25 protein-coding genes are annotated in these 25,950 nt (G+C 71.2%); 17 read left to right on the top strand and 8 right to left on the bottom strand.

What is annotated here, in order from left to right; translation table 11 throughout:
* Positions 1 to 10: 10 nt before the first annotated feature.
* On the bottom strand, positions 11 to 1,300 hold the full coding sequence (locus ACO0LV_RS10770) for a GNAT family N-acetyltransferase (protein ID WP_424787897.1): 1,290 nt from the start codon (positions 1,298 to 1,300) through the stop codon (positions 11 to 13).
* Between the two features lie 88 nt (positions 1,301 to 1,388).
* Between ACO0LV_RS10770 and ACO0LV_RS10765 the strand changes: the two genes are divergently transcribed.
* Positions 1,389 to 1,976 (top strand): adenylate kinase, encoded by a 588-nt coding sequence (locus ACO0LV_RS10765; RefSeq protein WP_424787896.1) that lies wholly within the window; start codon positions 1,389 to 1,391, stop codon positions 1,974 to 1,976.
* Here the strand turns inward: ACO0LV_RS10765 and ACO0LV_RS10760 are convergent.
* On the bottom strand, positions 1,916 to 3,073 hold the full coding sequence (locus ACO0LV_RS10760) for a hypothetical protein (protein ID WP_424787895.1): 1,158 nt from the start codon (positions 3,071 to 3,073) through the stop codon (positions 1,916 to 1,918). The two genes, ACO0LV_RS10765 and ACO0LV_RS10760, sit on opposite strands and share 61 nt — an antisense overlap.
* 82 nt (positions 3,074 to 3,155) lie before the next feature.
* Between ACO0LV_RS10760 and ACO0LV_RS10755 the strand changes: the two genes are divergently transcribed.
* Genes ACO0LV_RS10755 through ACO0LV_RS10745 form a run of 3 tightly spaced genes read left to right on the top strand, consistent with a single transcriptional unit; the run spans position 3,156 to position 5,930 of the window.
* Positions 3,156 to 4,244 carry a hypothetical protein gene (locus ACO0LV_RS10755; protein ID WP_424787894.1) on the top strand — a complete coding sequence of 363 codons (1,089 nt, stop codon included), beginning with the start codon at positions 3,156 to 3,158 and terminating at the stop codon, positions 4,242 to 4,244.
* A complete protein-coding gene (gene thpR, locus ACO0LV_RS10750) occupies positions 4,241 to 4,822 on the top strand; it encodes an RNA 2',3'-cyclic phosphodiesterase (protein ID WP_424787893.1) in 582 nt (193 codons plus the stop codon). Before ACO0LV_RS10755 ends, thpR begins: the two co-directional genes overlap by 4 nt.
* A 52-nt stretch (positions 4,823 to 4,874) precedes the next feature.
* Complete coding sequence (locus ACO0LV_RS10745) at positions 4,875 to 5,930, top strand: ATP-dependent DNA ligase (RefSeq protein ID WP_424787892.1); 1,056 nt, start codon at positions 4,875 to 4,877, stop codon at positions 5,928 to 5,930.
* Positions 5,931 to 5,945: 15 nt separating this feature from the next.
* Here the strand turns inward: ACO0LV_RS10745 and ligD are convergent, their stop codons facing one another.
* Genes ligD through ACO0LV_RS10725 form a run of 4 tightly spaced genes read right to left on the bottom strand, consistent with a single transcriptional unit; the run spans position 5,946 to position 9,826 of the window.
* Positions 5,946 to 6,974 (bottom strand): non-homologous end-joining DNA ligase, encoded by a 1,029-nt coding sequence (gene ligD / locus ACO0LV_RS10740; protein WP_424787891.1) that lies wholly within the window; start codon positions 6,972 to 6,974, stop codon positions 5,946 to 5,948.
* 10 nt (positions 6,975 to 6,984) lie between these two features.
* Positions 6,985 to 7,938 (bottom strand): threo-3-hydroxy-L-aspartate ammonia-lyase, encoded by a 954-nt coding sequence (locus ACO0LV_RS10735; RefSeq protein ID WP_424787890.1) that lies wholly within the window; start codon positions 7,936 to 7,938, stop codon positions 6,985 to 6,987.
* An 8-nt stretch (positions 7,939 to 7,946) separates the two neighbouring features.
* The gene (locus tag ACO0LV_RS10730) at positions 7,947 to 9,041 is read right to left on the bottom strand and encodes a PLP-dependent aminotransferase family protein (RefSeq protein WP_424787889.1); all 1,095 of its coding nucleotides are present in this window, start codon (positions 9,039 to 9,041) and stop codon (positions 7,947 to 7,949) included.
* A 35-nt stretch (positions 9,042 to 9,076) separates the two neighbouring features.
* On the bottom strand, positions 9,077 to 9,826 hold the full coding sequence (locus ACO0LV_RS10725) for a DedA family protein (protein WP_424787888.1): 750 nt from the start codon (positions 9,824 to 9,826) through the stop codon (positions 9,077 to 9,079).
* 114 nt (positions 9,827 to 9,940) lie between these two features.
* Between ACO0LV_RS10725 and pheS the strand changes: the two genes are divergently transcribed.
* From pheS to ACO0LV_RS10710, 3 genes are all read left to right on the top strand, one after another.
* A complete protein-coding gene (gene pheS / locus ACO0LV_RS10720; RefSeq protein ID WP_424787887.1) occupies positions 9,941 to 11,014 on the top strand; it encodes a phenylalanine--tRNA ligase subunit alpha in 1,074 nt (357 codons plus the stop codon).
* Positions 11,014 to 13,560 (top strand): phenylalanine--tRNA ligase subunit beta, encoded by a 2,547-nt coding sequence (pheT, locus tag ACO0LV_RS10715; RefSeq protein WP_424787886.1) that lies wholly within the window; start codon positions 11,014 to 11,016, stop codon positions 13,558 to 13,560. The genes pheS and pheT overlap by 1 nt, the downstream gene beginning before the upstream one ends.
* Positions 13,561 to 13,636: 76 nt before the next feature.
* The gene (locus ACO0LV_RS10710) at positions 13,637 to 14,134 is read left to right on the top strand and encodes a flavodoxin domain-containing protein (RefSeq protein ID WP_424787885.1); all 498 of its coding nucleotides are present in this window, start codon (positions 13,637 to 13,639) and stop codon (positions 14,132 to 14,134) included.
* 57 nt (positions 14,135 to 14,191) lie between these two features.
* On the opposite strand, the gene ACO0LV_RS10705 is transcribed toward ACO0LV_RS10710, so the two are convergent.
* Together ACO0LV_RS10705 and def are read right to left on the bottom strand one after the other, a co-directional pair.
* On the bottom strand, positions 14,192 to 15,178 hold the full coding sequence (locus tag ACO0LV_RS10705; protein WP_424787884.1) for a quinone oxidoreductase family protein: 987 nt from the start codon (positions 15,176 to 15,178) through the stop codon (positions 14,192 to 14,194).
* 12 nt (positions 15,179 to 15,190) lie between these two features.
* Entirely contained in the window at positions 15,191 to 15,910 is a 720-nt protein-coding gene (def, locus tag ACO0LV_RS10700) for a peptide deformylase (protein WP_424787883.1), read from the bottom strand.
* Between the two features lie 64 nt (positions 15,911 to 15,974).
* Here def and argC point away from each other — a divergent pair, with 64 nt between their 5' ends.
* From argC to ACO0LV_RS10650, 10 genes are read left to right on the top strand one after another with little or no spacing between them, the layout of a single operon-like run.
* The gene (gene argC / locus ACO0LV_RS10695; RefSeq protein WP_424787882.1) at positions 15,975 to 17,036 is read left to right on the top strand and encodes an N-acetyl-gamma-glutamyl-phosphate reductase; all 1,062 of its coding nucleotides are present in this window, start codon (positions 15,975 to 15,977) and stop codon (positions 17,034 to 17,036) included.
* Complete coding sequence (gene argJ, locus ACO0LV_RS10690; RefSeq protein ID WP_424787881.1) at positions 17,033 to 18,190, top strand: bifunctional glutamate N-acetyltransferase/amino-acid acetyltransferase ArgJ; 1,158 nt, start codon at positions 17,033 to 17,035, stop codon at positions 18,188 to 18,190. The genes argC and argJ overlap by 4 nt, the downstream gene beginning before the upstream one ends.
* Complete coding sequence (argB, locus tag ACO0LV_RS10685) at positions 18,187 to 19,107, top strand: acetylglutamate kinase (RefSeq protein WP_424787880.1); 921 nt, start codon at positions 18,187 to 18,189, stop codon at positions 19,105 to 19,107. Before argJ ends, argB begins: the two co-directional genes overlap by 4 nt.
* Positions 19,104 to 20,354, top strand: a complete 1,251-nt coding sequence (locus ACO0LV_RS10680) for an acetylornithine transaminase (protein WP_424787879.1) — start codon at positions 19,104 to 19,106, stop codon at positions 20,352 to 20,354. Before argB ends, ACO0LV_RS10680 begins: the two co-directional genes overlap by 4 nt.
* A complete protein-coding gene (argF, locus tag ACO0LV_RS10675) occupies positions 20,351 to 21,295 on the top strand; it encodes an ornithine carbamoyltransferase (protein WP_424787878.1) in 945 nt (314 codons plus the stop codon). The genes ACO0LV_RS10680 and argF overlap by 4 nt, the downstream gene beginning before the upstream one ends.
* Positions 21,292 to 21,822, top strand: coding sequence for an arginine repressor (argR, locus tag ACO0LV_RS10670; RefSeq protein WP_424787877.1), 531 nt, complete (start codon positions 21,292 to 21,294; stop codon positions 21,820 to 21,822). Before argF ends, argR begins: the two co-directional genes overlap by 4 nt.
* Positions 21,819 to 23,249, top strand: a complete 1,431-nt coding sequence (argG, locus tag ACO0LV_RS10665) for an argininosuccinate synthase (protein WP_424787876.1) — start codon at positions 21,819 to 21,821, stop codon at positions 23,247 to 23,249. The genes argR and argG overlap by 4 nt, the downstream gene beginning before the upstream one ends.
* Positions 23,249 to 24,682 (top strand): argininosuccinate lyase, encoded by a 1,434-nt coding sequence (gene argH, locus ACO0LV_RS10660; protein WP_424787875.1) that lies wholly within the window; start codon positions 23,249 to 23,251, stop codon positions 24,680 to 24,682. The genes argG and argH overlap by 1 nt, the downstream gene beginning before the upstream one ends.
* Positions 24,679 to 25,257, top strand: a complete 579-nt coding sequence (locus ACO0LV_RS10655; protein WP_424787874.1) for a uridine kinase family protein — start codon at positions 24,679 to 24,681, stop codon at positions 25,255 to 25,257. The genes argH and ACO0LV_RS10655 overlap by 4 nt, the downstream gene beginning before the upstream one ends.
* Complete coding sequence (locus tag ACO0LV_RS10650) at positions 25,250 to 25,924, top strand: DNA-3-methyladenine glycosylase (RefSeq protein WP_424787873.1); 675 nt, start codon at positions 25,250 to 25,252, stop codon at positions 25,922 to 25,924. Before ACO0LV_RS10655 ends, ACO0LV_RS10650 begins: the two co-directional genes overlap by 8 nt.
* Positions 25,925 to 25,950 lie beyond the last annotated feature (26 nt).

The following is a 25,950-nucleotide window of genomic DNA, read 5'->3' as shown; positions in this document are numbered from 1 at the left end:
GTCTGGCTGATCAGAACATCAGCGCGCCGTACGGGGCGGTGTCGGTGCGCATCGCACGGGACAGTTCGGCCACCGCGCCCGGGCACACCTCGGTGACGTAACCGGCAGCCGCCTGGCCGGCGATCGATCGGTTGCCCAGGTAAGCCGCGGCCAGGTCGGACACGTCCAGGCGCAGGTGCGCGTCGTCGTCGGTCCTTCGGCACCGCCCGGTGCCATCGGCGCCGACCTGCAGGTGCCACCTCCCGGCGTTCGGCGCGCACATCTGGTCGGTGACGTCCAGGACCACGTCGCACGGGGCGGCGTATCCGCGCTGGGTCAGCGCCGCCGCGAGGTCCACGATCCGCAGCCACAGGCTGTCCCCGGCGCGCACCCCGGCGGCCCGCGGGCCACCGGCCCACCACAGCAACGGATCGTCCAGGGTGCGGTTCGGCAACTCCGCGGTGGCGGTCAGGTCGAAGTCGACCAGGCGCCGGCCCAGCGCCAGCAGGGCGGGGGAGTCGGTGGCGGCCATCTCCCACACCTGTACCTTGCCCGCGGGCAACTCCTGATCCGACCACTTGCTCTGCCGCCGCAGGATCGCGTATCCCACCGGGGCCTGGTCGCGCTGGGCGAGCAGCACCAGCAACGGTTCCTTGCTGCCCCGCTCGACTGCGTGGTCAATCCACCAGGTGTCGCCCTGGGCGTCGCGGCGGGCCACCGCCCCCAGAGTGGCGGCCGTGGTGGCGCGGTGCACCTGCTGGATCAGGTCGGCGGACTGCGACGCGGGCAGCAGGCGGGTGCTGATGCCCTCCGCCGACCGCGCGATGTGCTCCGGGGCGGCCAACGTGGTGCCCTTGTTCAGCGCGAGGGTGACGTCCAGGGAGGCCACCGCGTACCCGAATCGCCCGTAGATCCCCGGTTCCGAGGCGTGCAGGCCGGCCAGCGCAGCGCGGCCCTGCTCACGCACCCGGTGCACTTGGTGGGAGATCATCGACCGCAACAGGCCGCGCCGGCGATGGTCCGGGTGCACCCCGACCCAGGTCAGGGCATCCATCGGAACCCGGCGCACCTTCTCACCCGGCCCCGGAACCGTCAGATCCATGTCCCACGAGGCGAAAGTGCCGGCCAGCGGGCGCGGCTCGGGGAGGGCCACGGGCTCGGGACCGGTGTACTCCACGCCCCAGATCATCTGCGGGTCCAAGGTCTCCACGAACTCCTGCGGGCTCACCCCGGGCCGGTCGTGGAACCACACCAACACCTCGGTGGCAGTGAGCCGGTCGGCATCGGCGGCGGACAGCGGGATGATCCGGTAATTCTCCATAGTGCGATGATCCCGGTTGCCGGGGTGCGGGGCGAGGTGATTTTCCCGCGGGTCGGCGCGCAGCAGGGACGCCGGTACGGTGGGGGCGGTGCGTGCACAACGGATCCTGATCTACGGGGTCACGGGCAGCGGGAAGACCACCCTGGCCCGGGATCTCGGTGGCACGCTGGATGTGCGCTCGGTCAGCGTCGATGATGAGATCGGCTGGCTGCCGGGCTGGGTGAACCGGCCGGTGGTCCAGCAGCGGAATCTGGTTGAGCAGATCGTGGCGCAGGATGCCTGGGTGATGGACACCGCCTACGGCGCCTGGCTGGATGTGGTGCTGCCACGGGTCGAGATGATCGTGGCGCTGGATTATCCCCGGGCGGTGTCGCTGGGCAGGTTGGTGCGCCGCAGCCTGAGGCGTGCTCTCGGCAAGCGGCGGATCTGCAACGACAACACCGAGTCCTTCCGACGGTTGTTCTCCCGCGAGTCGATCCTCATCTGGCACTTCCGGTCCTTCGCATCCAAACGCGCCCAGATCCGCTCCTGGGCCCAGGATCCACCGGTGGACCGGGTGCTGGTGCTGCGCAGCCCGCGCCAGACCCGCGCCTTCCTGGCCTGGGCGCGCCAGCGTCACCGACCGAAGATCGCGGAGGCGAAGCCGCCGAAGGCCACCGATAGCGGCGTGACGTAGAGGAGGAACAGGGCCACGTTGCGCACACCGAACCGGAATCGCGACCAGGTGATCCCGGGCTTGTGCATCCTCAGGCGCTTGCCGACCGGGCCGATGCTTGGTGCCCGCTGCAACCAATAGGAGCCCAGGTCCTTGATCGCCGCGTCAAAGGCTGCGCGCCGGTGGGCCTCCTGCTCGGACCCCGGCCCGGTCCGGGACCGGTCCTGGTCCCGGTAGCGTTCCGTGCGCGCCAGCAGTGGGGGCACCGCATCGCGCAGCAACGCTCCCACCGTCCGCCACGATCCGGGCTCGGTGAAGCCGGGGAGGGAGCGGGTGAAGAAGACCAGACTGTCATCCCGCAGTTCGATGTTGAAGCGGGGTGCGTGGTCGGCGAGTGCGGCCATCACCTCGGGGGTGAGCAGGAACATCGCGTCGGTCTCGTAGGCGCGCGGGGCGAAGACCCGGAACGACCGGTCGAACGTGCCACCGCGGAGTATCTGCTGACCGGGGTCCGGGCGCGGCAACTCCCGTGGCGCCGGGCCGTCCGCCGTGGCATCCAGGATCAGGTGCGGCTGCGGCGCCGGGAGCGCCACCCTGACGTAGTTCCACGCCAACGGGTGCTGGCCGTGGGCCTGGAGGGTGCCGAACTCGACCCCGTCGGCGACGAAGCGTGGGTAGGCTCGCGCGGTCCGGCGCTCACCGGTGATCAGGGAGGAGAAGTGAGCCCGCCGGGCCGGTTCGGGTTCGAAACCATTGGCCAGGGCGGTCAGGTTCGACCGCCACACCGCGATCCGGGCACTGCTGCTGGGCCGATCGGCCCACCGGAACAGCCGGAGCGTGCCCCACGTCCAGCCGATCGCGATCCCCATCGTCACCGTGACGGTGGGGATGTCGCGCGGCTCCCAGCCGCCGCGGGCGTCGATGTGGACACCGAGGCTCACCCACACCACAGCGAGATACCACAGCAGCAACCAGACACTGACGTATCCGACCAGGCTGCGTCTCCTGGGGACCCACGACGGCGGATCGTGCGCCTCCGCCCCCGCATCGGTGATGGCTGCCTCAACCTCGGCCTCCGGGGCGCTGAGCCAGCGCACATCCAATCCTGCAGTCCTCACATCCGGGGGATCCTCTCGGGCAGTCTATCGATCCCCCGCGCGAGGTCCCCGGCGGCCACGCGGCGGCAGTATCGTGCACTGGATGGGAACGCAGCGGGCCGGCTCGTGGGTGCGCCGCCTCGGGGCGGGCGTCCTGGCGGCCATGCTGGCTGCCATGGTGCTGGCAACGCCGGCCCACGCGAGCCTGGGCGGGTCCGCGGAAGCCACCGGGATGCGCGGTCAGGCCCCCGAGGTGCGCCTGGAGGTCAGCGCCAATGGCGCGATCTCCGCGGTGCAGCCGATCCTGGACCGGCTCACCCGCGATCCCATCCTGAGTGGTCGCCAGGAGGTCGCCGCGCAGGTTGCCACCCCGGAACCGCCGTCGGGCACCGAGTCCCGGACCCAGCCGGAGCGACGGATCCCCGGACTGGTCACGGTCGAGGAGATCAGCGCGGGGACCGAACGCATCCAGGACGGCGAACTGTCCGCCCAGGCCCGCACCGGTGAGGTACACGTGGGCCTGCTCGGCCTGGATGTCTTGCGGGTCGGTGGGGTGCACGCCGAGGCGAGCACGCACCCCACCGAGGAACCCACTGCCTCGGCGGGAGAGCCGAGCGTGCACTTCTTCGGCCGCCAGGTGCCGCTGCCGGTCGATGAGCCGGTGGACATCGATCAGTACCTGTCCACCGCCGATGCCCTGGAGGCGCTGGAGACGGCGCTGCCGGGACTGACCACGCTGGTGCAGACCCTGGGCGGGGTGTTCGAGGCCGGCGGCGGGGTGCAGGTGCGGATGGGCCGGACCGAGCAGGCCGACGCGGCCACCGGGTCCGCCGCGGCGGTGGGGTTCTATGCTGCGGTGCACCTGGAACTGGACGCACGAATCTGTATCCCGAACCTGTCCGGGGATTGTCTGGCCGAAGTGACCATCCGGACCGATGCCACCGTGCTGGATCTGGTGTTGGCCGAGACCGCGGTGGAACGACCTGAGATGCTGCCGGTGATCGAACGGATCGACTGGACCCTGGTGGTGCCGCTGACCGCGGCGGTGGCGCTGGTGTTGTTCGGCCTCGGGCTGGGACTGGGACGGTGGCGCCGGCGGCAGCGGCGGCCCGGCTCGCAGCAGCCCGGCTCCGGCGGCGCGGATCCGGGAGGGCAACCGGAATCCCCGGCGCAACGGATCGGGCGGCGATGAGAGTCTTCGCCGCGGTCGACCTCGCCGCACCGGCCGCCGAGCACCTCGACGGCGCCCTGGAGGGGATCCGCGAGAGCGCCGGGTCGCGGCTTCGCTGGGTGCACCCCGCGCAGTGGCACCTCACGCTGGCGTTCTACGGGCAGGTTCCCGATGGCTCCGTCCCGGACCTGATGCAGGCGTTGACCGCAACGGCCGCGATGAGCCGGGCGATGACGCTGCGGCTGTCCGGGGCGGGCTCGTTCACCGGACGCACGCTGTGGATGGGGGTGGCCGGTGCGGACCGAGCCGATGAGCGAGGGCTGGTGGACCTGATGGCCTCCTGCGGCGAGTTGACTCCCGAACCGGACCGCAGGCGCCGGCGCGGGCACCTGACCGTTGCGCGCACGGGGCGGCGCTCCGACGGCACCGAACTGCCCGGCCTGGTGCGGGCCCTCTCGGTCTACCGCGGGCCGGCGTGGTCGGTGCCGCAGGTTTGCCTGTACTCCTCCGAACTGGGCGCCGGCCCGGGCGGCAGTCCCCGGTATGAACTGGTCGGTACCGCCCCGCTGGGGCACGGCGGGGGTTCAGGCACCGGCTGATCCCCCGACTCCGGCTTTGGCGAGCGTGCCCGGACCTGCCACACTCTCGCCCATGGATCTGCCGCTGTCCTGGCCGCCGGCGCCGATGCTGGCCAAGGCCGCCAAAGAAGTCCCTGCCGCCGACGCGATCGAGGGTGGGTACGCCTATGAACCCAAGTGGGACGGGTTCCGCGCCCTGATCGGCCGGGACGGGGAGCAGATCCGGATCGCCAGCCGCAGCGGCAAGGACCTGGCCCGGTACTTCCCCGAACTGGCCGATGCCCTCGGTGAGCACCTGCCCGCCCGGTGCGTCCTGGACGGGGAGGTGGTGGTGCGCACCGGTGAGCCCGGCGCCCAGCGCCTGGACTGGGAGGCGCTCTCGGCCCGGGTGCACCCCGCCGCCTCCCGCATCGCACTGCTGGCCGAGCAGACTCCCGCCGAGTTCATCGCCTTCGACGTGCTCGCCCTGGGGGAGCAGGACCTGACCGGAGCCCCGTTCCGGACCCGTCGGGACCGCCTGAGCCGGGCGCTGGCCGGCACCGGCACCCCGGTGCACCTGACCCGGCTGACCGACGACGCCGACGTGGCCCGGCACTGGTTCGCCACCTTCGAGGGGGCCGGGTTGGACGGCGTTGTCGCCAAGGGTTGGCAGAGCACCTACCAGGGTGGCAAGCGCACCATGGTCAAGGTCAAGCACGCCCGTACCGCGGAGGCGGTGGTGCTGGGCTACCGGGTGCACAAATCCGGCAGTGGTGTCGGATCACTGCTGCTGGGTATGTACTCCGATGCCGGCGACCTGGTGAACGTGGGCGGGATCGCCGCGTTCACCAACACACGGCGAGTCGAACTGGTCGAGGAACTCCAGCCCTGGGTGATCACAGACGACGACGGCGCCCCCGTGCTGGGGGAGACCGACCGTTCCCGGTTCACCTCGGGCAAGGACATCAGTTTCGTCCGGCTGGCGCCGGAGCGGGTGGTCGAGGTGGCCTTCGACCAGCTCGAGGGGAACAGGTTCCGCCACGCGGTGCGGTTCCTGCGCTGGCGCCCGGACCGCGATCCGCGATCGTGCACCCTGGACCAGGTGGACCGCGCGGTGGCCTACGACCTCGATGAGGTGCTGGCCACCTGAGTCCACCAGTGAGGCTCAGTACTCACTGTCCGCGCGCCGCTGCTTCGAGGGCTGCACCCGGGGCGGCTCCCCGGGCATCTTGGGGTATTCCGGCGGGAAGGGCTCCTCGCCCAGACCGTCCTGGAAGTCCTGGGTCCACCAGGACATCGCAGTGCCCAGTGTGCCCACGTGAGCGTCCAGGTCCGCCCAGGCATCACCGTCGGCTGCCAGGATGCCCGGCACGGTGCGCACCGTGAACTCCTCCGGGTCCAGCCCGTCCAGGTCCGCCCACCGCACCGGCATCGACACCGGCGCCGCGGGCAGGGGCCTGGGGGAGTAGGCCGAGGCGATGGTGCGGTCCCGGTTCGCCTGGTTGAAGTCCACGAAGATCTTCTCCCCGCGTTCCTCCTTCCACCACGCGGTGGTCACCAGGTCCGGCATCGCCCGCTCCAGGCGCCGCGCGATCGCGATCACCGCGTGGCGCACCTCGAGGAACTCCGCGACCGGCTCGATCCGGGCGTACACGTGCAACCCGCGGGAACCGGACGTCTTCACCCAGGCGACCAGACCGGCGTCGGCCATCACCGCCCGCAGCCCCACGGCCGCGGTGACCACGTCACCGAAGGTGCGGCCCGGTTGGGGGTCCAGGTCGATCCGCAGCTCGTCCGGGTTGTCGTTGTCGCCCGAGCGCACCGGCCAGGGGTGCAGCGTCAGGGTGTTCATCTGCACCGCCCACACCGCGGTGGCCACCTCATCGATCACGAGTTGGGGGTGGGACCGGCCCGACGGGTAGGTGCACATCGTGGTGCGGGCCCACTCCGGGACCCCGCGCGGGGGATTCTTGGAGAAGAACTCCTCCCCGTCGATGCCGGTGGGGAAGCGTTGCAGCGTCACCGGGCGGTCCCCGACGGCCCGCAGCAGGCCCTCGCCGACGGCGATGGTGTACTCGGCCAGATCGGCCTTGGTGATCTGCTCCTGCGGCCACAGCAGCCGGTCCGGGCTGGACAGGCGCACCTGACGCACGGTCGGTCCGGGGACATCCAGCACGATCGCCTTGGCAGCCATGCGCGAAACGCTACTGGGTGGCGATCAGTGCGGCATAGCGGTCCAGGTCCACGTTCCCCCCGGACACGATCACCCCGATGCGCCCGCCGGAGATGGTGCCGGTGTGCGTCAGCAGGCCCGCCAGGGCGAGCACACCGGTGGGTTCGGCCACCAGTTTCGTGGTCGTGGCCAGCACTCGCATCGCCTCGCGCAGGGCCTCGTCGCTCACGGTGAGCACATCGGCCGCGCCGCCGGCGATGATCGGGAAGGTCCACTCACCCAGCGCCTGGGTCTGGGCGCCGTCGGCGATGGTGCGCGGGGTGTCGATGTGCACGATCCGGCCCGCGCGCAGCGAGCGCAGACCGTCGTCACCCGCCTCGGGTTCCACGCCGTAGATCCGGGCCGCCGGCGCCGCCTCCCGTGCGGCCAGGATGGTGCCGGCGAGCAGCCCGCCCCCGCCCAACGGGGTCAGGACCACGTCCAGGCCGTGAGCCTGGGCGAGGAGTTCGGCGGCCGCGGTGCCCTGCCCGGCGATGATGTGCGGATGGTCGTACGGGGGGATCAACGTCAGGCCGCGCTCACGGGCCAGGTCGGCACCGATCTGTTCCCGTGTCTGGGCGTAGCGGTCGTACCGCACCACGGCGGCGCCGTAGCCCTTCGTCGCGGCGACCTTCACCTCGGGGGCATCGTGGGGCATCACGATCGTGGCCGGGATGCCCAGTTCACCGGCGGCCAGTGCGATCGCCTGGGCGTGGTTACCCGAGGAGTAGGTGATCACCCCGGCGGCGGCCTGGGCCGGAGGCAACTGGAGCAGTGCGTTGAAGGCGCCCCGGACCTTGAAGGCACCGGCGCGCTGGGTGTTCTCGCACTTGAGGAACACCCTGGCACCCACCCGCTCGTCCAGACGCCGTGACGTCAGCACCGGGGTGCGGTGCACATGCGCCGCGATCCGGTGGGTGGCCGCGGCGACGTCCTCGGGTTGCACCGGTTCTCTCAGGCGACTTCCCGATAGGCCTGGGCCAGGCGGGTCACGCCCTCGCTGATCTCCTCCAGGCCGACCCCGGAGTAGGCCAGGCGGATCGCGTCCCGGGAACCATCGGTGACGAAGTCTGAGCCCTTGACCACCGCGACACCCCGCTTGGCCGCGGCCTCGGCGAGCGCGTCGCCGTCGACCCCCTCGGGCAACTGCACCCACAGGAAGTAGCCACCCTCGGGCTCGACGAAACTCACCTGCGGCAACTCCGCCCGCAGCGCCTCACCCAGGCGCTTCGCGCGCTTGGCCAAGGCGGTCTTGACCGTCTCGATGGAGGAGTCGAACGAGCCACCCCGGACGAACTCGTTCACGATCGACTGCGAGACCATCGACGGCGAGATGTACGTGGCGGTGGCCAGTTTGGTGATCGTGGCGATCAGGTCCGCCTCGCCGACCAGGTAACCCACCCGGATACCCGGGCACACGGTCTTGGAGAAGGAGGAGGCATAGACCACCTCATCGCCGCCGGCCAGGGACAACATGGTGGGTTCGGGGGTCCCGGTGAACCGCAGTTCCACGTAAGGGTCGTCCTCGAAGATGGTGAAGCCGTACTCCCGGGCCAGGGCTACCAGGGCCCGGCGCTTGTCACCGGAGAGGGTGTAGCCGGCCGGGTTCTGGAAGTTGGGGATGATGTGCGCCAACTTCACCGGCGTTCCGCCGGCGAGCAGATCGGCCATCGCGCTCACGTTCACCCCGTCGGCCTCGAGTTCGACCGGGTGCACCTTCGCCTCGCGCCCACGCAGGGACAGCAGGGTCCGGTCATAACTGGGCCGCTCGACGATCACGCCGTCTCCGGCTTCCACCAGGGTCTGGAAGAGGAACGCGTCGGCCTGCATGGACCCGTTGGTGACCAGCACCTGGTCCTCGGCCACACCGTGGCGCTGCGCGATCCAGGCGCGCAGCGGCTTGTACCCCACGGCAGTTCCGTAGGCGAAACTACCGGCGGGGTCCTTGCTGAAGGCGCGTTCGGCGGCTCGGCGCAGTCCGTCGACGTCGATGATGTCCAGCGACGGGGCGCCACGGGCAAAGGAGATCGGTGCAGGTTCAACGGCCATACCTCCACCCTACCGACAGCGCCGCCCCCGGGCGGTCACAGGTCCTGCGACGCTCCGGGCGCCTCGCGCCGCCGGCGCCGGTTGCGTTGGAGGCGGTGCAGCACGAACACCACCAGAGCGAGCCCGATCGCCACCAGGGTGAGGGTGGACAACGCCCCGCTCCAACGTTGCAGTGCCGGTTGGATCGCCGGGCCGAAGCCGAAACCCAGACCGATCCAGATCGCGTTCCACACCCCCGAGCCGATCGCGGTGTAGACGGTGAAGGCGCCGGGGTTCATCCGCACCAGACCGGCCGGGATCGAGATGAAACTGCGCACCAACGGCACGCACCGACCGGTCAGCACCGCGATGGCTCCCCACCGGGCGAAGAAGTCCACCGCACGATCCACGTCGCCGGTATCCAGCAGCGGGATCCGGCGCACCACTGACCGGGTGCGGTCCGGACCCAGCGCGGCCCCGATGCCGTACCAGAACCATGCTCCCACCACCGAGGCGAGCGTGGCCGCGATGAAGGCGCCCCATGCACTCATCCGGCCCTCGTACGCCAGGAAACCCGCGCCGGGCAGCACTGCCTCGGAGGGGATCGGTGGGAAGAAGGTCTCGATCAGCACGGCCACGCCTACCCCGACCTCCCCGATGGACTCCATCAGGGACAGCACCCAGCCGATGAAGCCCTCATACCCGGCGGCGGGGTCGGTGGGGCCGGAGGAGGCTGAGTAGGCAGCGGAGGCGGGCACGCTCCAGTGTGACGCACCGCCGGGCCCGGGTGCGGTCGACTGTGCCATGATGGGGCCATGGATATGCTCCCGCGCCGATTTAGCCGGCCCGTCTCCGGGCTGGCGCGCGGTCGCTGAGCGACGCAGTCACGCCCCGGGCGGGCAACCCCAGACCACCCTGCAGTGACGATTTGGAGAACCTTCGTCGTGTCCACCCCGCTCTCACCTCTGGATGCAGAGGCCATTAGTGCTGCCGTTGCCCGCGCCAAGGACGCGGTAGCCGAGGCCGGCAACCTCGATGAGCTCAAAGCGGCGCGCCTGGCGCACACCGGCGACGCCAGCCCGCTGGCCCTGGCCAACCGCGCGATCGGCTCCCTGGAGAAGTCCCAGAAGGCCACCGCCGGGCGGATGATGGGCCAGGCCCGTGGCGAGGTGAACAAGGTGATCGCGCAGCGCCAGGAGGTGCTCGCCGCCGAGCGGGACGCGCAGGTGCTGCGCACCGAGGCGGTCGACGTCACCATTCCGGTGGACCGGTACGTCCTGGGCGCACGCCACCCCCTGGAAGTGCTCGGTGAGGAGGTCGGCGACTTCTTCGTCTCCATGGGCTGGGACATCGCCGAGGGCCCGGAGGTGGAGCACGAGTGGTTCAACTTCGACGCCCTGAACTTCGGCCCGGACCACCCTGCCCGGCAGATGCAGGACACCTTCTTCGTCGCCGATGACACCCCTGGTCAGAACGAGCACCTGGTGCTGCGCACGCACACCTCCCCGGTGCAGGCGCGCACGATGCTCTCCCGCGGCGTGCCGGTGTACGTGGCCTGCCCCGGCAAGGTGTTCCGCACCGACGAACTCGACGCCACGCACACACCGGTCTTCCACCAGGTGGAGGGACTGGCGGTGGACAAGGGCCTGACGATGGCGAATCTGCGCGGGGTGCTGGACCAGTTCGCCCGAGCGATGTTCGGCCCGGATGCGCGCACCCGGATCCGGCCCAGCTTCTTCCCGTTCACCGAACCCAGTGCGGAGATGGACCTGTGGTTCCCGCAGAAGAAGGGCGGTCCGGGCTGGATCGAGTGGGGTGGCTGCGGCATGGTGCACCCCAACGTGCTGCGTGCCTGCGGCGTGGACCCGGACGTCTACTCCGGCTTCGCCTTCGGCATGGGCCTGGAACGCACCCTGATGCTGCGCCACGGCATCGATGACATGCACGACATGGTCGAAGGCGATATCCGCTTCTCGCTGCAGGGAGACCGCTGATGCCCTACATCACCGCTGAGTGGCTGCGCGAGCACGTGACGGTGCCCGCCGGCACCGGTGCCGCCGACCTGGCCGCCGACCTGGTCCGGGTGGGCCTGGAGGAGGAGGAGATCCACACCCCCGACATCACCGGACCGCTGGTGGTGGGACGCGTGGCGCAGCTGGTCAAGGAGGAGCACTCCAACGGCAAGACCATCTCGTGGACCCAGGTGGATGTGGGTGAGTACAACCCGCCGGGGCAGCAGGGTCGCGGCATCGTGTGCGGCGCGCACAACTTCGACGTCGGCGACGCCGTGGTGGTCGCCCTGCCCGGGGCGGTGCTGCCCGGAGACTTCGCCATCTCGGCCCGCAAGACCTACGGGCACGTCTCGGACGGGATGATCTGCTCGGCGGCTGAGCTGGGTGTGGGCGAGGGGCCCGAGGCAGAGGCAGGAATCATCGTGCTGGACGAGGGCGCACCCGCCCCCGGCACCGATGCGCGCGGCCTGCTCGGCCTGGACGAGGACGTACTGGAGATCAACGTGACCCCGGACCGGGGGTACTGCTTCAGCGTGCGCGGTATCGCTCGCGAGTACGGACACTCCACCGGGGCGGAGTTCACCGACCCGGTGCTCGCCCAGGCCGCCCCGCCGGAGCCGACCCCGGACGGATTCGAAGTGGTGGTCAAGGACGAGGCACCGATCTACGGCCGGGCGGGCTGCGACCGCTTCGCCACCCGGATCGTCCGCGGCGTGGACCCGGATGCGCCCACCCCGCCGTGGATGGCGCGCCGGTTGCGCCAGGCCGGGATGCGCCCGATCTCGGTGGTCGTGGACGTGACCAACTACGTGATGCTCGACGTGGGCCAGCCGATCCACGCCTACGACCTGGACAGCCTCATCGCTCCGATCGTGGTGCGCCGGGCCCGCTCCGGCGAGCACCTGGTCACCCTGGACGACGTCCGACGCGACCTGGCCACGGAAGATCTGCTGATCACCGATTCCGCCGGTGGCCACGGTGAGCGCATCCTCGGCCTGGCCGGTGTGATGGGCGGTGCCGCGACCGAGGTCAGCCAGGACACCACGGACGTGCTGATCGAAGCCGCGCACTTCGATGCGGTCAGCGTCGCGCGGACCGCACGCCGCCACCGGCTGCCTTCCGAGGCCGCCAAGCGGTTCGAGCGCGGGGTGGACCCGGCTCTGCCGCCGGTCGCCGCCCAGATGGTGGTGGACCTGCTGGTGCGCCACGCCGGCGGACGTGCCGACCCGGCGGTCACCGACCTGGATCGCACGGCGCCGCCGGCGCCGATCCGGTTGGACGCCGCCGAGCCGGCCCGCCTGGTCGGGGTCGACTACACCAGCACGCAGGTGGTCGAGACCCTCACCGAACTCGGAGCGCGGGTGGACGAGGGCGAGGAGCGCCACCTCGTGGTGACTCCACCGACGTGGCGCCCGGATCTGGTCGCCGCGGCGGACCTGGTGGAGGAAGTGGTCCGGCTGCGCGGGTATGACCAGGTTCCCTCGGTGCTGCCGCAGGCCCGGCCCGGAGGCGGACTGACCACCGACCAGCGTCGCCGGCGCCGGGTGGCCCAGGTGTTGGCCGACATCGGCCTGGTGGAGGTGCTCACCTATCCTTTCGTCGCCGGCTCCCGCGATGACGAACTGGGCCTGGCCGAGGACGACGAGCGCCGGCTCCGGGTGCGCCTGGCTAACCCGCTGGCGGACAACCAGCCCTATCTGCGCTCCACCTTGCTGCACACGCTCGTGGATGCCGCGGTACGCAACGTGGGCCGGGGCTTGACGGATCTGGGCATCTTCGAGGTCGGCATGGTCACGGTCGGCACCGGCACCCGCGAAGCCAGCCCGCTCCCGCGGCTGGGCGTACTGCCCGGACCGCGGGACCTGGCGGCGATCGAGGCGGCCGTACCGGACCAGCCCCGCCACGTCGCCGGGGTGCTGACCGGCAACGCCGAACCGCCCGGTGTGTACACCGCGGCGCGGCGGGCGGACCACAGCGACGCCATCACCGCGGTGATCCGGATCGCGGACGTCCTCCGGGTGCCGGTGCGCATCGAGGCCGAGACCACCACCGCGCCGTTCCACCCGGGGCGTTGCGCGGTAGTGCGCGCCGAGGACGGCCGGGTGCTGGGCCACGCGGGTGAACTGGCCCCCAAGGTGGTCAGCGCCCTGGGGCTGCCCGAGCGGACCGTGGCCTTCGAGGTGGACCTGGAGGCGATGCTGAGCGTGGCACCGAAGGAGCCGGCGCAGTTCGCTCCGCTCTCGACCTACCCGGCAGCCAAGGAGGACATCGCGCTGGTGGTCCCGGCCGATGTCCCGGCGGCCCAGGTGCTGGCCACGGTCGAGGAGGCCGCCGGAGACCTGGCCGAGGCGGTGCACCTGTTCGACCGCTACACCGGTGAGTCCATCGGCGCCGAGCAGGTGTCCCTGGCCTTCGCGCTGCGGCTGCGAGCCCCGGACCGGACGCTGACCGCCGCCGATGCCGCGGCCGTACGTGATGCGGTGGTGGATCTGGCGGCCAAGCGGCACGGAGCCCGGCTGCGGACCTGAGCACCAGGGGCCGCGACGGTGTGCCTGAGGACCAAGGTCCCTGGAAGACGCCAGTTCGGCGGGGCACTCTAGAGGTATGAAGATCTTGGTCGCGGTGGCCTCCACCTATGGCGCCACCCATGAACTCGCAGGCTGGATCCGCGATGCCCTCGCCGACACCGGACACTCCGTCACGTTGTCGTCGGTGGAGCAGGTGGAGGGATTGGCCGACTACGACGCGGTGGTGCTCGGTTCGGCGGTTTACATCGGCCGGATCCTGACCCACGCCCGTCAGTTCGCGCGCCGTCTGGAGAGTGAGTTCGCACCGAAGCCGGTGTGGGTGTTCGCCTCCGGGATGAAGAACGTCACTGCCAGCCCGCTGCAGGACCGGTACGCCCAACCACAGCAACCGCCCTACTTCGGGGGCCAGTACCCGATCTTCGGAGGGCGGGTGGATCCCGGCCAACTCGGCCCGGCCGAACGGGCGCTGGCCGGGTTCATGGGTTCGCACGGCAAGGATGAACGCGATCGGGAGACGATCGAGGCCTGGGCGCGCCGCGTCGCCGTGCAGGCGGATCGGGCATCGGTGGCCTGACCGGCTCGACCGCGGGGGATCCAGGTCGTCGCCGGGTCCGGCGCCCCCGGTGTGTCGTCAGGGGAGCAGCAGCACCTTGCCGGTGGTCTCCCGGCCCTCCAGCGCCCGGTGGGCGCGCGCGGCATCGGCCAACGGGAACTGCGCACCGATGTGCACGTCGAGGCTGCCCTCGGCCACGGCGGTGAAGACCGCCCGGGCCCGGTAGCGCAGTTCGTCGGTCTCGGCGATGTAGTGGAACAGCGTGGGCCGGGTGACGAACAGTGAGCCGGCGCTGTTCAGGCGCTGCAGGTCGAACGGTGGCACCTGTCCGGAGGCGCCCCCGAAGAGCACCAGCATGCCCCGCATCCGGACGCTGGCCAGGGAGGCGTCGAAGGTGTCCTTGCCGACGCCGTCGTAGGCCACATCCACGCCGCGCCCTTCGGTGAGGTCGCGCACCGCCTGGGACAGTTCGGTGGTCATGTCGGTGAAGGCGTCGTACCGGATCACGTCGGCCGCACCGGCGGCCCGGGACATGCGTTCCTTCTCCTCGGTGGACACCGTGGTGATCACGCGCGCTCCGCGGGCCACCGCCAGTTGGGTGAGCAGCAGCCCCACCCCACCCGCGCCGGCGGTGAGCAGCACGTCGTGGCCGGGTTGGACATTGAAGGCACCCTCGACGAGCATGTGCGCGGTCATCCCCTGCAGGGGGACCGCGGCCGCCGTGCGCAGGTCGACGTTGTCCGGCACCGGGACCACCTTGGTGGCCGCGATCGCCAGGAACTTGGCATAGGAGCCTCCGCCGCTGCCGGCCCAGGCCACCCGGTCACCCACGGCGATGTGGGTGACGTCGTCGCCGACCGCGATCACCTCACCGGCGCCCTCGTTGCCGAGTACGAGCGGGAAGTCGGCCGAGTACACCCCGGAGCGGACGTAGGTGTCGTAGAAGTTGACCCCGGCAGCGGCCACATCCACCACCACCTCACCGCGAGCCGGGGTGGGCTCGGGGCGTTCCTGGAGCTGGAGGACGTCGGGGCCGCCTGGTTCTTTCGCTTCGATGACCTGCATGAGGCCAATCTATTACCTGCCGTCCTCCAGCGCGCTCCGTTCGGGATACCGGGCGGGCTCCTTGTCCAGCAGGAGGGCAACCTCGGTGCGCCGGGTGAACACCTTCTCGCGCAGGTCGGCCATCTCGGCCAGGACCCGTTTGCGCACCCGCTTGGCGAGCAGGTCGGTGTAGAGCTGTCCGTGCAGGTGACCGGTCTCGTGCAGGAAGCAGCGGGCCAGGTAGCCGGTGGCCTCATGAGTCAGCGGCTCGCCGTGTTGATCCACCCCGCGCACGCGCACGTGGTAGGGCCGGTACAGGTCCGCCCCCGGGCCGGGGACGGACAGGCATCCCTCGGTCATCTCCTCGGTCTCATCGGGGGAGATGGCCTCGATCGCTGGGTTGATCAGGTGTCCCACGTGCCGCACGCCGTCGGCATCGGTGAGGTCGTAGACGAAGAGCTGGGCGTCCACACCGATCTGATTGGCGGCCAGGCCCACACCCTCGGCGACGAGCATGGTGGTGAACATGTCATCGATCAGGGCGGCGAGGCCGTCGGTGCCGAAGTCGGTGATGCTGCGGCAGCGCCGGTGCAGCACGTCCTCGCCTATTTCGGTGATCCGGCGCACGTTGCCGCGGCGGGCCATCGGCGTGACGGGCCCGAAGTCGGCTACGTCCTGTCCCTGGAGCAGGGTGCGCACCGGACCCTGGGCGGGGTCGGCGGGGTCCTCGGTCAACTCGGCGGCGTCGGTCATGGGCACCATTGTCCCGCATTGTGCGGAGCAGGTGACCCGGACGTAGCCACGTGCGTGTATAGTTATGCAAATGTCTGTATCTATCGCCGTGGCGGGTGCCTCGGGATACGCCGGCGGGGAACTGCTGCGCCTGCTGCTCGCCCACCCGCAGGTCCGGATCGGTGCCCTGACCGCCCAGAGCAGTGCCGGGGATCCGCTCGGGCGTCACCACCCCCATCTGCCAGAACTCGCCGATCGGGTGCTGCAGCCCACCACCGCTGCGGCACTGGCCGGCCACGACGTCGTGATCCTGGCGCTGCCGCACGGTGCTTCGGGTCCGCTGGCGGCGGATCTGGACGAGGACGTCCTGGTACTGGACTGCGGCGCCGACCATCGCCTGAGCGACGCCCTCGCGTGGGAGGCCTTCTACGGCACCGCCCACGCCGGCACCTGGACGTACGGCATGCCGGAACTGATCCTGGCCGGGCACGAGCGCGCCTCGCACCAGCGCGACCTGCTGTCCGGGCAGCGCCGGATCGCGGTACCCGGCTGCAATGTCACGGCCGTCACCCTGGGTCTGCAACCGGGGGTGGCCGCAGGCCTGATCGACACCGCCGACGTGGTCGCCGTGCTGGCCAACGGCTACTCCGGCGCGGGCAAGGCCCTGGCACCGCACCTGCTCGCCGCGCAGGCCCTGGGCTCGGCCCAGCCCTACGCCGTCGGGGGGGTGCACCGGCACATCCCGGAGATCGAACAGAACCTGCACGCCGCCGGTGCCGGCCAGGTCGGCCTGAGTTTCACGCCCACCCTGGTCCCGATGGCCCGGGGAATCCTGGCCACGATGAGCGTGCCCCTTGCCGCCGGGGCCGACCCCGCGGCACTGCGCCCCGCCTGGGCGCAGGCCACCGACGACGAACCGTTCGTACAACTGCTGCCGCAGGACCAGTGGCCGACGACGGCGGCCACGGTGGGTGCCAACCTCGCTCAGGTGCAACTCACCTACGACGCCCGGGCCGGCCGGGTGGTGGCCATCTGTGCCCTGGACAACCTGGTCAAGGGCACCGCCGGAGCGGCGCTGCAGTCGATGAACCTGGCCCTGGGCCTGCCCGAGACGCTGGGCCTGCCGACGACGGGAGTTGCGCCGTGACAATCACCACCCCGGCAGGGTTCCGGGCCGCCGGCGTGCGCGCCGGGCTCAAGGCGCAGGGCAAGGACGTGGCCCTGGTGGTCAACGACGGGCCGCACCAGGTGGGAGCGGCGGTGTTCACCCGCAACCGGGTGACCGGTTGGCCGGTGCAGTGGTCCCGCGAGGTGGTGGCCGACGGCGTGATCAGCGCGGTGGTGCTCAACTCCGGCGGCGCCAACGCCTGCACCCCGGTACAGGGGCGCGAGCACACCCGCAGCACCGCCGAGCACGTCGCCACCCACCTGGGCCTTGAGCCCGAGGACGTGGTGGTCGCCTCCACGGGCCTGATCGGGGAACTCCTGCCGATCCAGACCCTGCTCGACGGTGTCACCGCGGCCGCCGGGGAGCTCAGCGGCACCGGTGGCGACGACGCCGCGCAGGCGATCATGACCACCGACACGGTCCCCAAGTCGGTGGTCGTGGACGGCGAGGGCTACACCATCGGCGGGATGGCCAAGGGCGCGGGCATGCTCGCTCCCGCGCTGGCCACGATGCTCTGCGTCCTCACCACCGACGCCGTGATCGACACCGAGACGGCGCGCACGGCACTGGCCCGCGCCACCGCCACCACTCTGGACCGGATCGACTCCGACGGGTGCATGTCCACCTCCGACACCGTGGTGCTGATGGCCTCGGGGGCCAGCGGCCGGCAGGCCGACGCCGAGGAGTTCGCCGCCACGCTGACCCGGGCCTGCGCGGACCTGTCCCGGGCCCTGATCGCCGACGCCGAAGGAGCCACCAAGGAGATCGCGGTGCAGGTCGGCGGCGCCGGCTCCGAGGGTGCCGCCGAGGCCGTAGCGCGCGCGGTCACCCGCTCGAACCTGGTCAAGACCGCCATGTTCGGTCAGGACCCGAACTGGGGCCGTATCCTCGCCCAGGTGGGCACCGTGCCGCCGGAGGTGGCCGCCTTCGAGGCCGACCGCATCGACGTGGCCATCAACGGGGTGTGGGTGTGCCGCGACGGCGTCGCCGCGCAGGACCGCTCCGAGGTGGACCTGGCCGGCCGCGAGGTGCACATCCAGATCGAACTGCACGCCGGTGCCGCCGGAGCCACCGTCTGGACCAATGACCTGTCCCACGCCTACATCCACGAGAACAGCGCCTACTCCACATGAGCGCCGACACGACTCCCGACGATCTGGACCCCGACCTCAAGGCCGCGGTCCTGGTGCAGGCCCTGCCCTGGCTGGAACGCTTCGCCGGGGCGGTGGTGGTGATCAAGTTCGGCGGCAACGCCATGGTGGACGCCCGGCTCGAGCGGGCCTTCGCCGAGGACGTGCGGTTCTTCCGCTACGCCGGCCTGCAGCCCGTGGTGGTGCACGGCGGCGGACCGCAGATCTCGGCGATGCTGGACCGGTTGGCGATCTCCTCGGAGTTCCGCGGCGGCCTGCGCGTGACCACCCCGGAGACGATGGAGGTGGTGCGGATGGTGCTGACCGGCCAGGTCCAGCGCACCCTGGTCTCTGCGCTGAACACCGACGATCCGCTGGCGGTGGGCCTGTCCGGGGAGGACGCCGGGCTGTTCCGGGCCAAACGACGCCACGCGGTGGAGAACGGCGAGAACATCGACGTCGGAATGGTCGGTGACGTGGTGGACGTGAACCCCCGGGCCGTCCAGGACCTGCTCGCCGCCGGCCGGATCCCGGTGGTCTCCACCATCGCCCCCGACGTGGACGATTCGGCCGCGGTGCTCAACGTCAACGCCGACACCGCAGCCGCGGCCCTGGCGGTGGCCCTGGGGGCGGACAAACTGGTGGTGCTCACCGACGTGGAGGGCCTGTATGCGAACTGGCCGGACACCGGCTCGCTGATCAGCCAGGTCCGCGCCGACGCGTTGGCCGCGTTGCTGCCCACGCTCGCCTCGGGCATGGTGCCCAAGATGGAGGCCTGCCTGCGCGCGGTCCGTGGCGGAGTGCCCCAGGCGCACGTGATCGATGGCCGCCGGGCCCACTCGCTGCTGCTGGAGATCTTCACCGACGAGGGAGTGGGCACGATGGTGCTGCCCGATGAGCCTGTGGAGGGGCGACCATGAGTGAACTCACCGATCCCGGTACGGCGCCGGCGCAGGTGTGGCAGCGTCGCTACGCCGGTGCCCTGATGAACGCCTTCGGTGCCCCGCAACGGGTCCTGGTGCGCGGGGAGGGCGCCTACGTCTGGGACGCCGACGGCACCCGCTACCTGGACCTGCTCGCCGGTATCGCGGTGAACGCACTCGGGCACGCCCATCCCACCCTGACCGGGGCGATCAGCGCGCAACTGGGCACGCTGGGGCATGTCTCGAACTTCTTCACCACCCCCACCCAGGTGGCCCTGGCCGAGCGTCTCCTGGACCTGGCCCTGCCGGAGCAGGTGCCTGAGGGCTCGCGGGTGTTCTTCACCAACTCCGGCACCGAGGCGATCGAGGGCGCCTTCAAACTCGCCCGGCTGCACGGCGGACCGGGGCGTCCGCGGGTGCTGGCCCTGGAAGGTGCCTTCCACGGACGCAGCATGGGGGCCCTGGCCCTGACCCACAAGGCCGCCTACCGCGATCCCTTCGGACCACTGCCCGACGGCGTGGAACACCTGCCCTTCGGTGACACCGACGCGCTGGCGCAGACCTTCGCCACCGACGGCGACAAGGTCGCCGCACTGGTCCTCGAACCGGTGCAGGGCGAGGCCGGGGTGCGCCCGCTCCCGCCCGGGTACCTGGCGCTGGCGCGCACCCTCAGCCGTGAGCACGGGGCGCTGCTGATCCTCGATGAGATCCAGAGCGGGATGGGGCGCACCGGCCGCTGGCTGGCCCACCACCACGACCACCTGGGCGGCGGCGTCACGCCGGACGTGATCACCCTGGCCAAGGGCCTCGCCGGGGGCTTCCCGATCGGCGCACTCGTGGGCGTGGGGGCGGCGGGAGGTATCTTCGCCCCCGGCCAGCACGGCACCACCTTCGGCGGCAATCCGGTGGCGGCGGCCGCCGCGCTGGCCACGATCGGGGTGATCGAGCGGGACGGACTTCTCGGCCACGTCGCCGCACTCGGGCACACCTGGCGAGCCGATCTGGCCGGATTGGGCCACCCGATGATCGCCCAGGTGCGCGGTGAGGGACTGCTCATCGCGCTCGAACTGAACGAGCCGGTGGCCCCGGCGGTGGCCGCCGCCGCGCTGGAGCACGGCTTCATCGTCAACGCCGTGGGGCCGGCCGCCATCCGGATGGCGCCGCCATTGATCCTGCGCGCCGACCAGGCCGCCGACTTCACCCGGGCCCTGCCCGCCATCCTGGACCACGTGGAGCAGAGATGACCCGCCACTTCCGCACCGACGACGACCTCACCAGTGCCGAACAGCACCGGGTGCTCAGGCGCGCCCTGGAACTCAAGGCAGACCGGTTCGCCTCCACGGCCCTGGCCGGGCCCGAGTCCGTCGCGGTGATCTTCGACAAGCCCACCCTGCGTACCCAGGTCTCCTTCGCCACCGGCATCGCCGAGATGGGCGGGTACCCCCTGGTCCTGGACGGGCGCTTGGCCGGGATCGGCCGGCGTGAATCGGTGGCCGACGTGGCCCGTGTGATCGGTCGCCAGGTGCGCGCCATCGTCTGGCGCACCTTCGCCCAGGCCGACCTGGAGGAGATGGCGGAACTGGCCCAGGTACCGGTGATCAACGCACTCACCGACCAACTGCACCCCTGCCAGGGCTTGGCCGACCTGGTCACCGTGGCCGAGCACACCGGCGGCCTCGCTGCCGACGGGCCGGCCCTGGCCGGACGCTCGCTGGCCTATGTCGGCGACGGGTCGAACAACATGGCCCACACCTACCTGCTCGCCGGAGCCGTGGCCGGGATGGACATCCGGATCGGCACCCCACCAGCCTTCCAGCCCGAGGCACGAATCCTGGCGCGAGCGGAGCAGATCGCCCGGGGCACCGGCGGGTCGGTGTCCGTGCACACCGATCCGGTGGCGGCGGTCCGGGGCGTCGATGCGGTCGCCACCGACACCTGGGTCTCGATGGGCCAGGAGGATCAGGCGGACCAGCGGGAGGCGCCCTTCCGCCCCTACCAACTCAACGCCGACCTGCTCGCCGCGGCTTCGTCGTCGGCCATCGTGCTGCACTGCCTGCCCGCCTATCGCGGCAAGGAGATCACTGCCGACGTGCTGGAATCGGAGGCCTCGGTGGTGTGGCAGGAAGCAGAGAACCGCCTGCACGTGCAGAAGGCGGTGCTGGAGTTCCTGGTGGGGGAGGCATGATCCCGGCCACCAAGGCGGCCCGGCACGCCCTGGTCCGGCGGATCATCTCCGCCACCCGGGTGCGCTCCCAGAGCGAACTGCTGCACAACCTTGAAGCCGAGGGCGTCAACGTCACCCAGGCCACCCTGTCCAGGGACCTGGAAGAGTTGCGGGCCCACAAGGTGCGCGGCACCGACGGCGTGGCGCACTACGCCCTGCCCCCGGAGGGGCACGCGATCGGCGTGGCCCCCACGGCCAGCGCCGAGGACCTCTCGGCCCGGCTGGCACGGCTGTGTACCGATCTGCTGATCGGGGCCGATTCCTCGGGCAACCTGGTGGTGCTGCGCACACCGCCCGGGGCGGCCCAGTTCCTCGCCTCGGCGATCGACCAGTCCCTGCTCCCGCAGGTGCTGGGCACCATCGCCGGGGACGACACGATCCTGTTGATCGTCACCGACACCGAACCCGGCGCCGCGGCGGCCGTGGCGGGGCGCTTCCTCGCCCTCGCCGATGGCGACACCACCCACCCCGAGAAGGAGAACCAGTGAGCAAGGTACTGACACAACTGCCCGTCGGCGAACGGGTTGGGATCGCCTTCTCCGGCGGTCTGGACACCTCGGTGGCGGTGGCCTGGATGCGCCAGGCCGGTGCGGTGCCCTACACCTACACCGCCGACATCGGCCAGTACGACGAGACCGACATCTCCGGGATTCCGGACCGGGCCAAGGTCTACGGCGCCGAACTGGCCCGCGCCCTCGACTGCCGCGCTCCCCTGGTGGAGGAGGGGCTGGCGGCACTGGCCTGCGGCGCGTTCCACATCACCAGCGCCGGGCGGGCCTACTTCAACACCACCCCGCTGGGCCGGGCGGTGACCGGCACCCTGCTGGTCCGGGCCATGCAGGCCGACGGCGTGGACATCTGGGGTGACGGCTCCACCTTCAAGGGCAACGACATCGAGCGCTTCTACCGCTACGGGCTGCTCGCCAACCCGAATCTGCGGATCTACAAGCCGTGGCTGGACCCGCACTTCGTCGCCGAACTCGGAGGCCGCACGGAGATGAGCCAGTGGCTCACCGAGCGTGACCTGCCCTACCGGGACAGCGCGGAGAAGGCCTACTCCACCGACGCCAACATTTGGGGCGCCACCCACGAGGCCAAGACCCTGGAGCACCTGGACGTCTCCCTGGAGACGGTGCAGCCGATCATGGGCGTGCGGTTCTGGGATCCCGAGGTGGACATCGCCACCGAGGACGTCACGGTGGAGTTCGCCGAGGGCCGGCCGGTGGCTATCAACGGGCGCGTGTTCGACGATCCGGTGGCGCTGGTGCACGAGGCCAACACCGTCGGCGGGCGGCACGGGCTGGGCATGTCGGACCAGATCGAGAACCGCATCATCGAGGCCAAGTCCCGTGGCATCTACGAGGCCCCGGGCATGGCGCTGCTGCACATCGCTTACGAGCGGTTGGTCGCCGCCATCCACAACGAGGACACCATCGCCACCTACCGCGACCAGGGCCGCCGGCTCGGCAGCCTGCTCTACCAGGGTCGTTGGCTGGACCCGCAGGCGCTGATGATCCGGGAGTCGATCCAGCGGTGGATCGGTTCGGTCGTCACCGGCACGGTCACGCTGCGGCTGCGCCGGGGGGAGGACTACACGATCCTGGACACCACCGGGGCGAACCTGTCCTACCACCCCGAGAAGCTCTCGATGGAGCGCACCGAGGGCGCGGCCTTCGGGCCCACCGACCGGATCGGGCAACTCACCATGCGCAACCTGGACATCGCCGACTCCCGGGCCAAGTTGGAGATGTACGCCCAGCAGCCGGTGGACCAGGGCCAGGTGCTGGTGGAGCACGGCACGCTGTTCGGTGCCCTGCCCGGAGGTGGAGCCGAGCGGATCGTCGCCAACCCCGAGGCCGCGGACTCCGAGCAGGACGCGCTGGACGCCGCGGCCATGGAAGCGGGGACGGACTGATGGCCGGCGGCGGTGCGGCCCTGTGGGGCGGACGGTTCACCGGCGCGCCGGCTGACGCCCTGGCCGCCCTGAGCGTGTCCACCCACTTCGACTGGCGCCTGGCGCTGCACGACCTGGCCGGGTCCCGGGCCCACGCCCGGGTGCTGCACGGAGCCGGGCTACTCACCGCCGATGAATTCACCGCGATGCTGCAGGCACTGAACGGTCTCGCCGAGGACGTGGCCGCGGGCCGGGTGCAGCCCGATACCGAGGACGAGGACGTGCACACCGCGCTGGAGCGGCTGCTGATCGAGCGGGCCGGACCCGAACTGGGGGGCAAGCTGCGCGCCGGCCGGTCCCGGAACGACCAGATCGCCACCCTGATCCGGATGTACCTTCGCGAGCAGGGTGCCTCGATCGCCGCTGCCGTGCTCGACGTGGTCGATGCCCTGTGCGACCAGGCCGGTGCCCACCCACAGGCCCCGATGCCCGGGCGCACCCACCTGCAGCACGCCCAGCCGGTGCTGCTGGCCCATCACCTGCTCGCGCACGCCTGGCCGCTGCTGCGCGATGTGCAGCGGCTGGTGGACTGGGACGCCCGCGCGGCGACGTCCCCGTACGGCTCCGGCGCCCTGGCCGGGTCCTCCCTCGGACTGGATCCGGCCGAGGTCGCGGCCGAACTGGGGTTCGACGCACCGGTGACCAACTCCATCGACGGCACCGCGGCACGGGACGTGGTGGCGGAGTTCTCCTTCGTCGCCGCGATGATCGCGGTGGACCTGTCCCGCCTTGCCGAGGACGTGATCGTGTGGGCGACGAAGGAGTTCTCCTTCATCACCCTGCACGACTCCTACTCCACCGGGTCCTCGATCATGCCGCAGAAGAAGAATCCGGACGTGGCCGAACTGGCCCGGGGCAAGGCCGGGCGCCTGATCGGGGATCTGACCGGGCTGCTGGCCACCCTCAAAGGGATGCCGCTGGCCTATAACAGGGATCTGCAGGAGGACAAGGAACCGGTATTCGACGCCGTGGACACCCTGGCGCTGGTGCTGCCGGCGGTCTCCGGCATGGTGGCCACCCTGACCTTCCACACCGAGCGGATGGCCGAACTGGCCCCGGCCGGGTTCTCGCTGGCCACCGACATCGCCGAATGGCTGGTGCGTGAGGGTGTGCCGTTCCGCTCCGCACACGAGATCGCCGGCTCCTGCGTGCGGGTGTGCGAGCAGCGCGGAATCGAGTTGGACGAACTCTCCGACGCCGATCTCGCCGGGATCTCGCCCCATCTGACCCCGCAGGTGCGCGAGGTCCTCACCGTGGCCGGATCGCTGGCCTCCCGCGACGCCGTGGGGGGCACCGCGCCGGTGCGGGTGGCTGAGCAGCTCGGCCAGGCCCGGACCGAATCGGCCCGGTGGCGCCGGACGTTCACCGCACGGGAGCCCGCGCCGTCCCCGTGAGTGCCACCGATGCCGCACTGGAGGTGATCACCTCCAGGATCCGGCATGCCCCGGCGCGGCTGGGCCCTGGCGAGGATGGGCTCACGCTGGTGTGCATCGACGGGCCGGCAGGCTCGGGCAAGACCACCCTGGCCACCCGGCTCAGCCGACGGACCGGCGCACACGTGGTGCACATGGATGATCTGTACGAGGGCTGGTCCGGCCTCCTGGGGGTATCCACTCGGCTGCACGAGCAGATCCTGGTGCCAATGGCCGCGGGGGAGCAGGGGCGCTACCAGCGCTACGACTGGCACCGCGGTGAGTTCGCGGAGTGGGTGGCTGTACCACGCACCCCGGTGCTGATCCTGGAGGGGTGCGGAGCGGGTTCGGCAGTGGTGCAGCCCCATCTGGGTCTGCTGATCTGGGTGAGCGCACCCGATGACCTGCGACTGCGGCGGGGCCTGGAGCGTGACGGCACGCAGTCGGAGGGCCACTGGCGCGCATTCATGGCCGATGAGCAGGTGCTCTATGCGCGCGAACGCACGGCCGAGCGCGCGCACCTGCGCCTCGATAGCTGGGGCCGGCTCGATGAGTAGAGACCCCGGTGGGCCCGATCGCACGCCCGATCTGACCGACACCGCGGTGTCGGTGGCACCGGGCCTGCTCGGTTCGGTGCTGACCAGCCGGATCGGTTCCGACACCGTGAGTGTCCGGTTGGTCGAGGTGGAGGCCTACGAGGGCGGGGCCGATCCCGGCTCGCACGCCTACCGGGGCCGAACCGCCCGTACCGAGGTGATGTTCGCCGCCGCGGGACACCTCTACGTCTACCGCCACATGGGGCTGCACCACTGCGTCAACATCGTCACCGGGGCGCCCGGACGCGCTTCGGCCGTGCTGCTGCGTGCCGGCGAGGTGGTCGAGGGGGAGGAGATCGCGTTCGCACGACGACGAGCGGCCGGGGTGTGTCGCGCCGCGGTCGACCTGGCCAGGGGGCCGGGGCGGCTGGCCGTGGCCCTGGGTCTGACCGGGGCGCACAACGGGTCCCGGCTGGGTGCGGACGCCGACGCACCGTTGCATCTGCACCGGCCCTGCGCCGAGGACCGGTCCGTGCCGATATCCACCGGAGCGCGGGTGGGCGTGAACGGCCCCGGAGGGGACCCGGCGACCTACCCGTGGCGGTTCTGGATCACCGGCGACCGGCACGTCTCGGTCTTCCGGCCGGGGCGGGCGGCCGGTCGCCCCGGCTCCGGACGCTCCCGGTAGGGTTCGGACCGGCATCACCTCCACCC

It is taken from the genome of Pseudactinotalea sp. Z1739 (assembly GCF_049725055.1).
Lineage (GTDB): Bacteria > Actinomycetota > Actinomycetes > Actinomycetales > Beutenbergiaceae > CALKWS01.
Note: the sequence above shows the minus strand (reverse complement) of the source record. Positions and strands in the feature narration are given on the sequence as shown.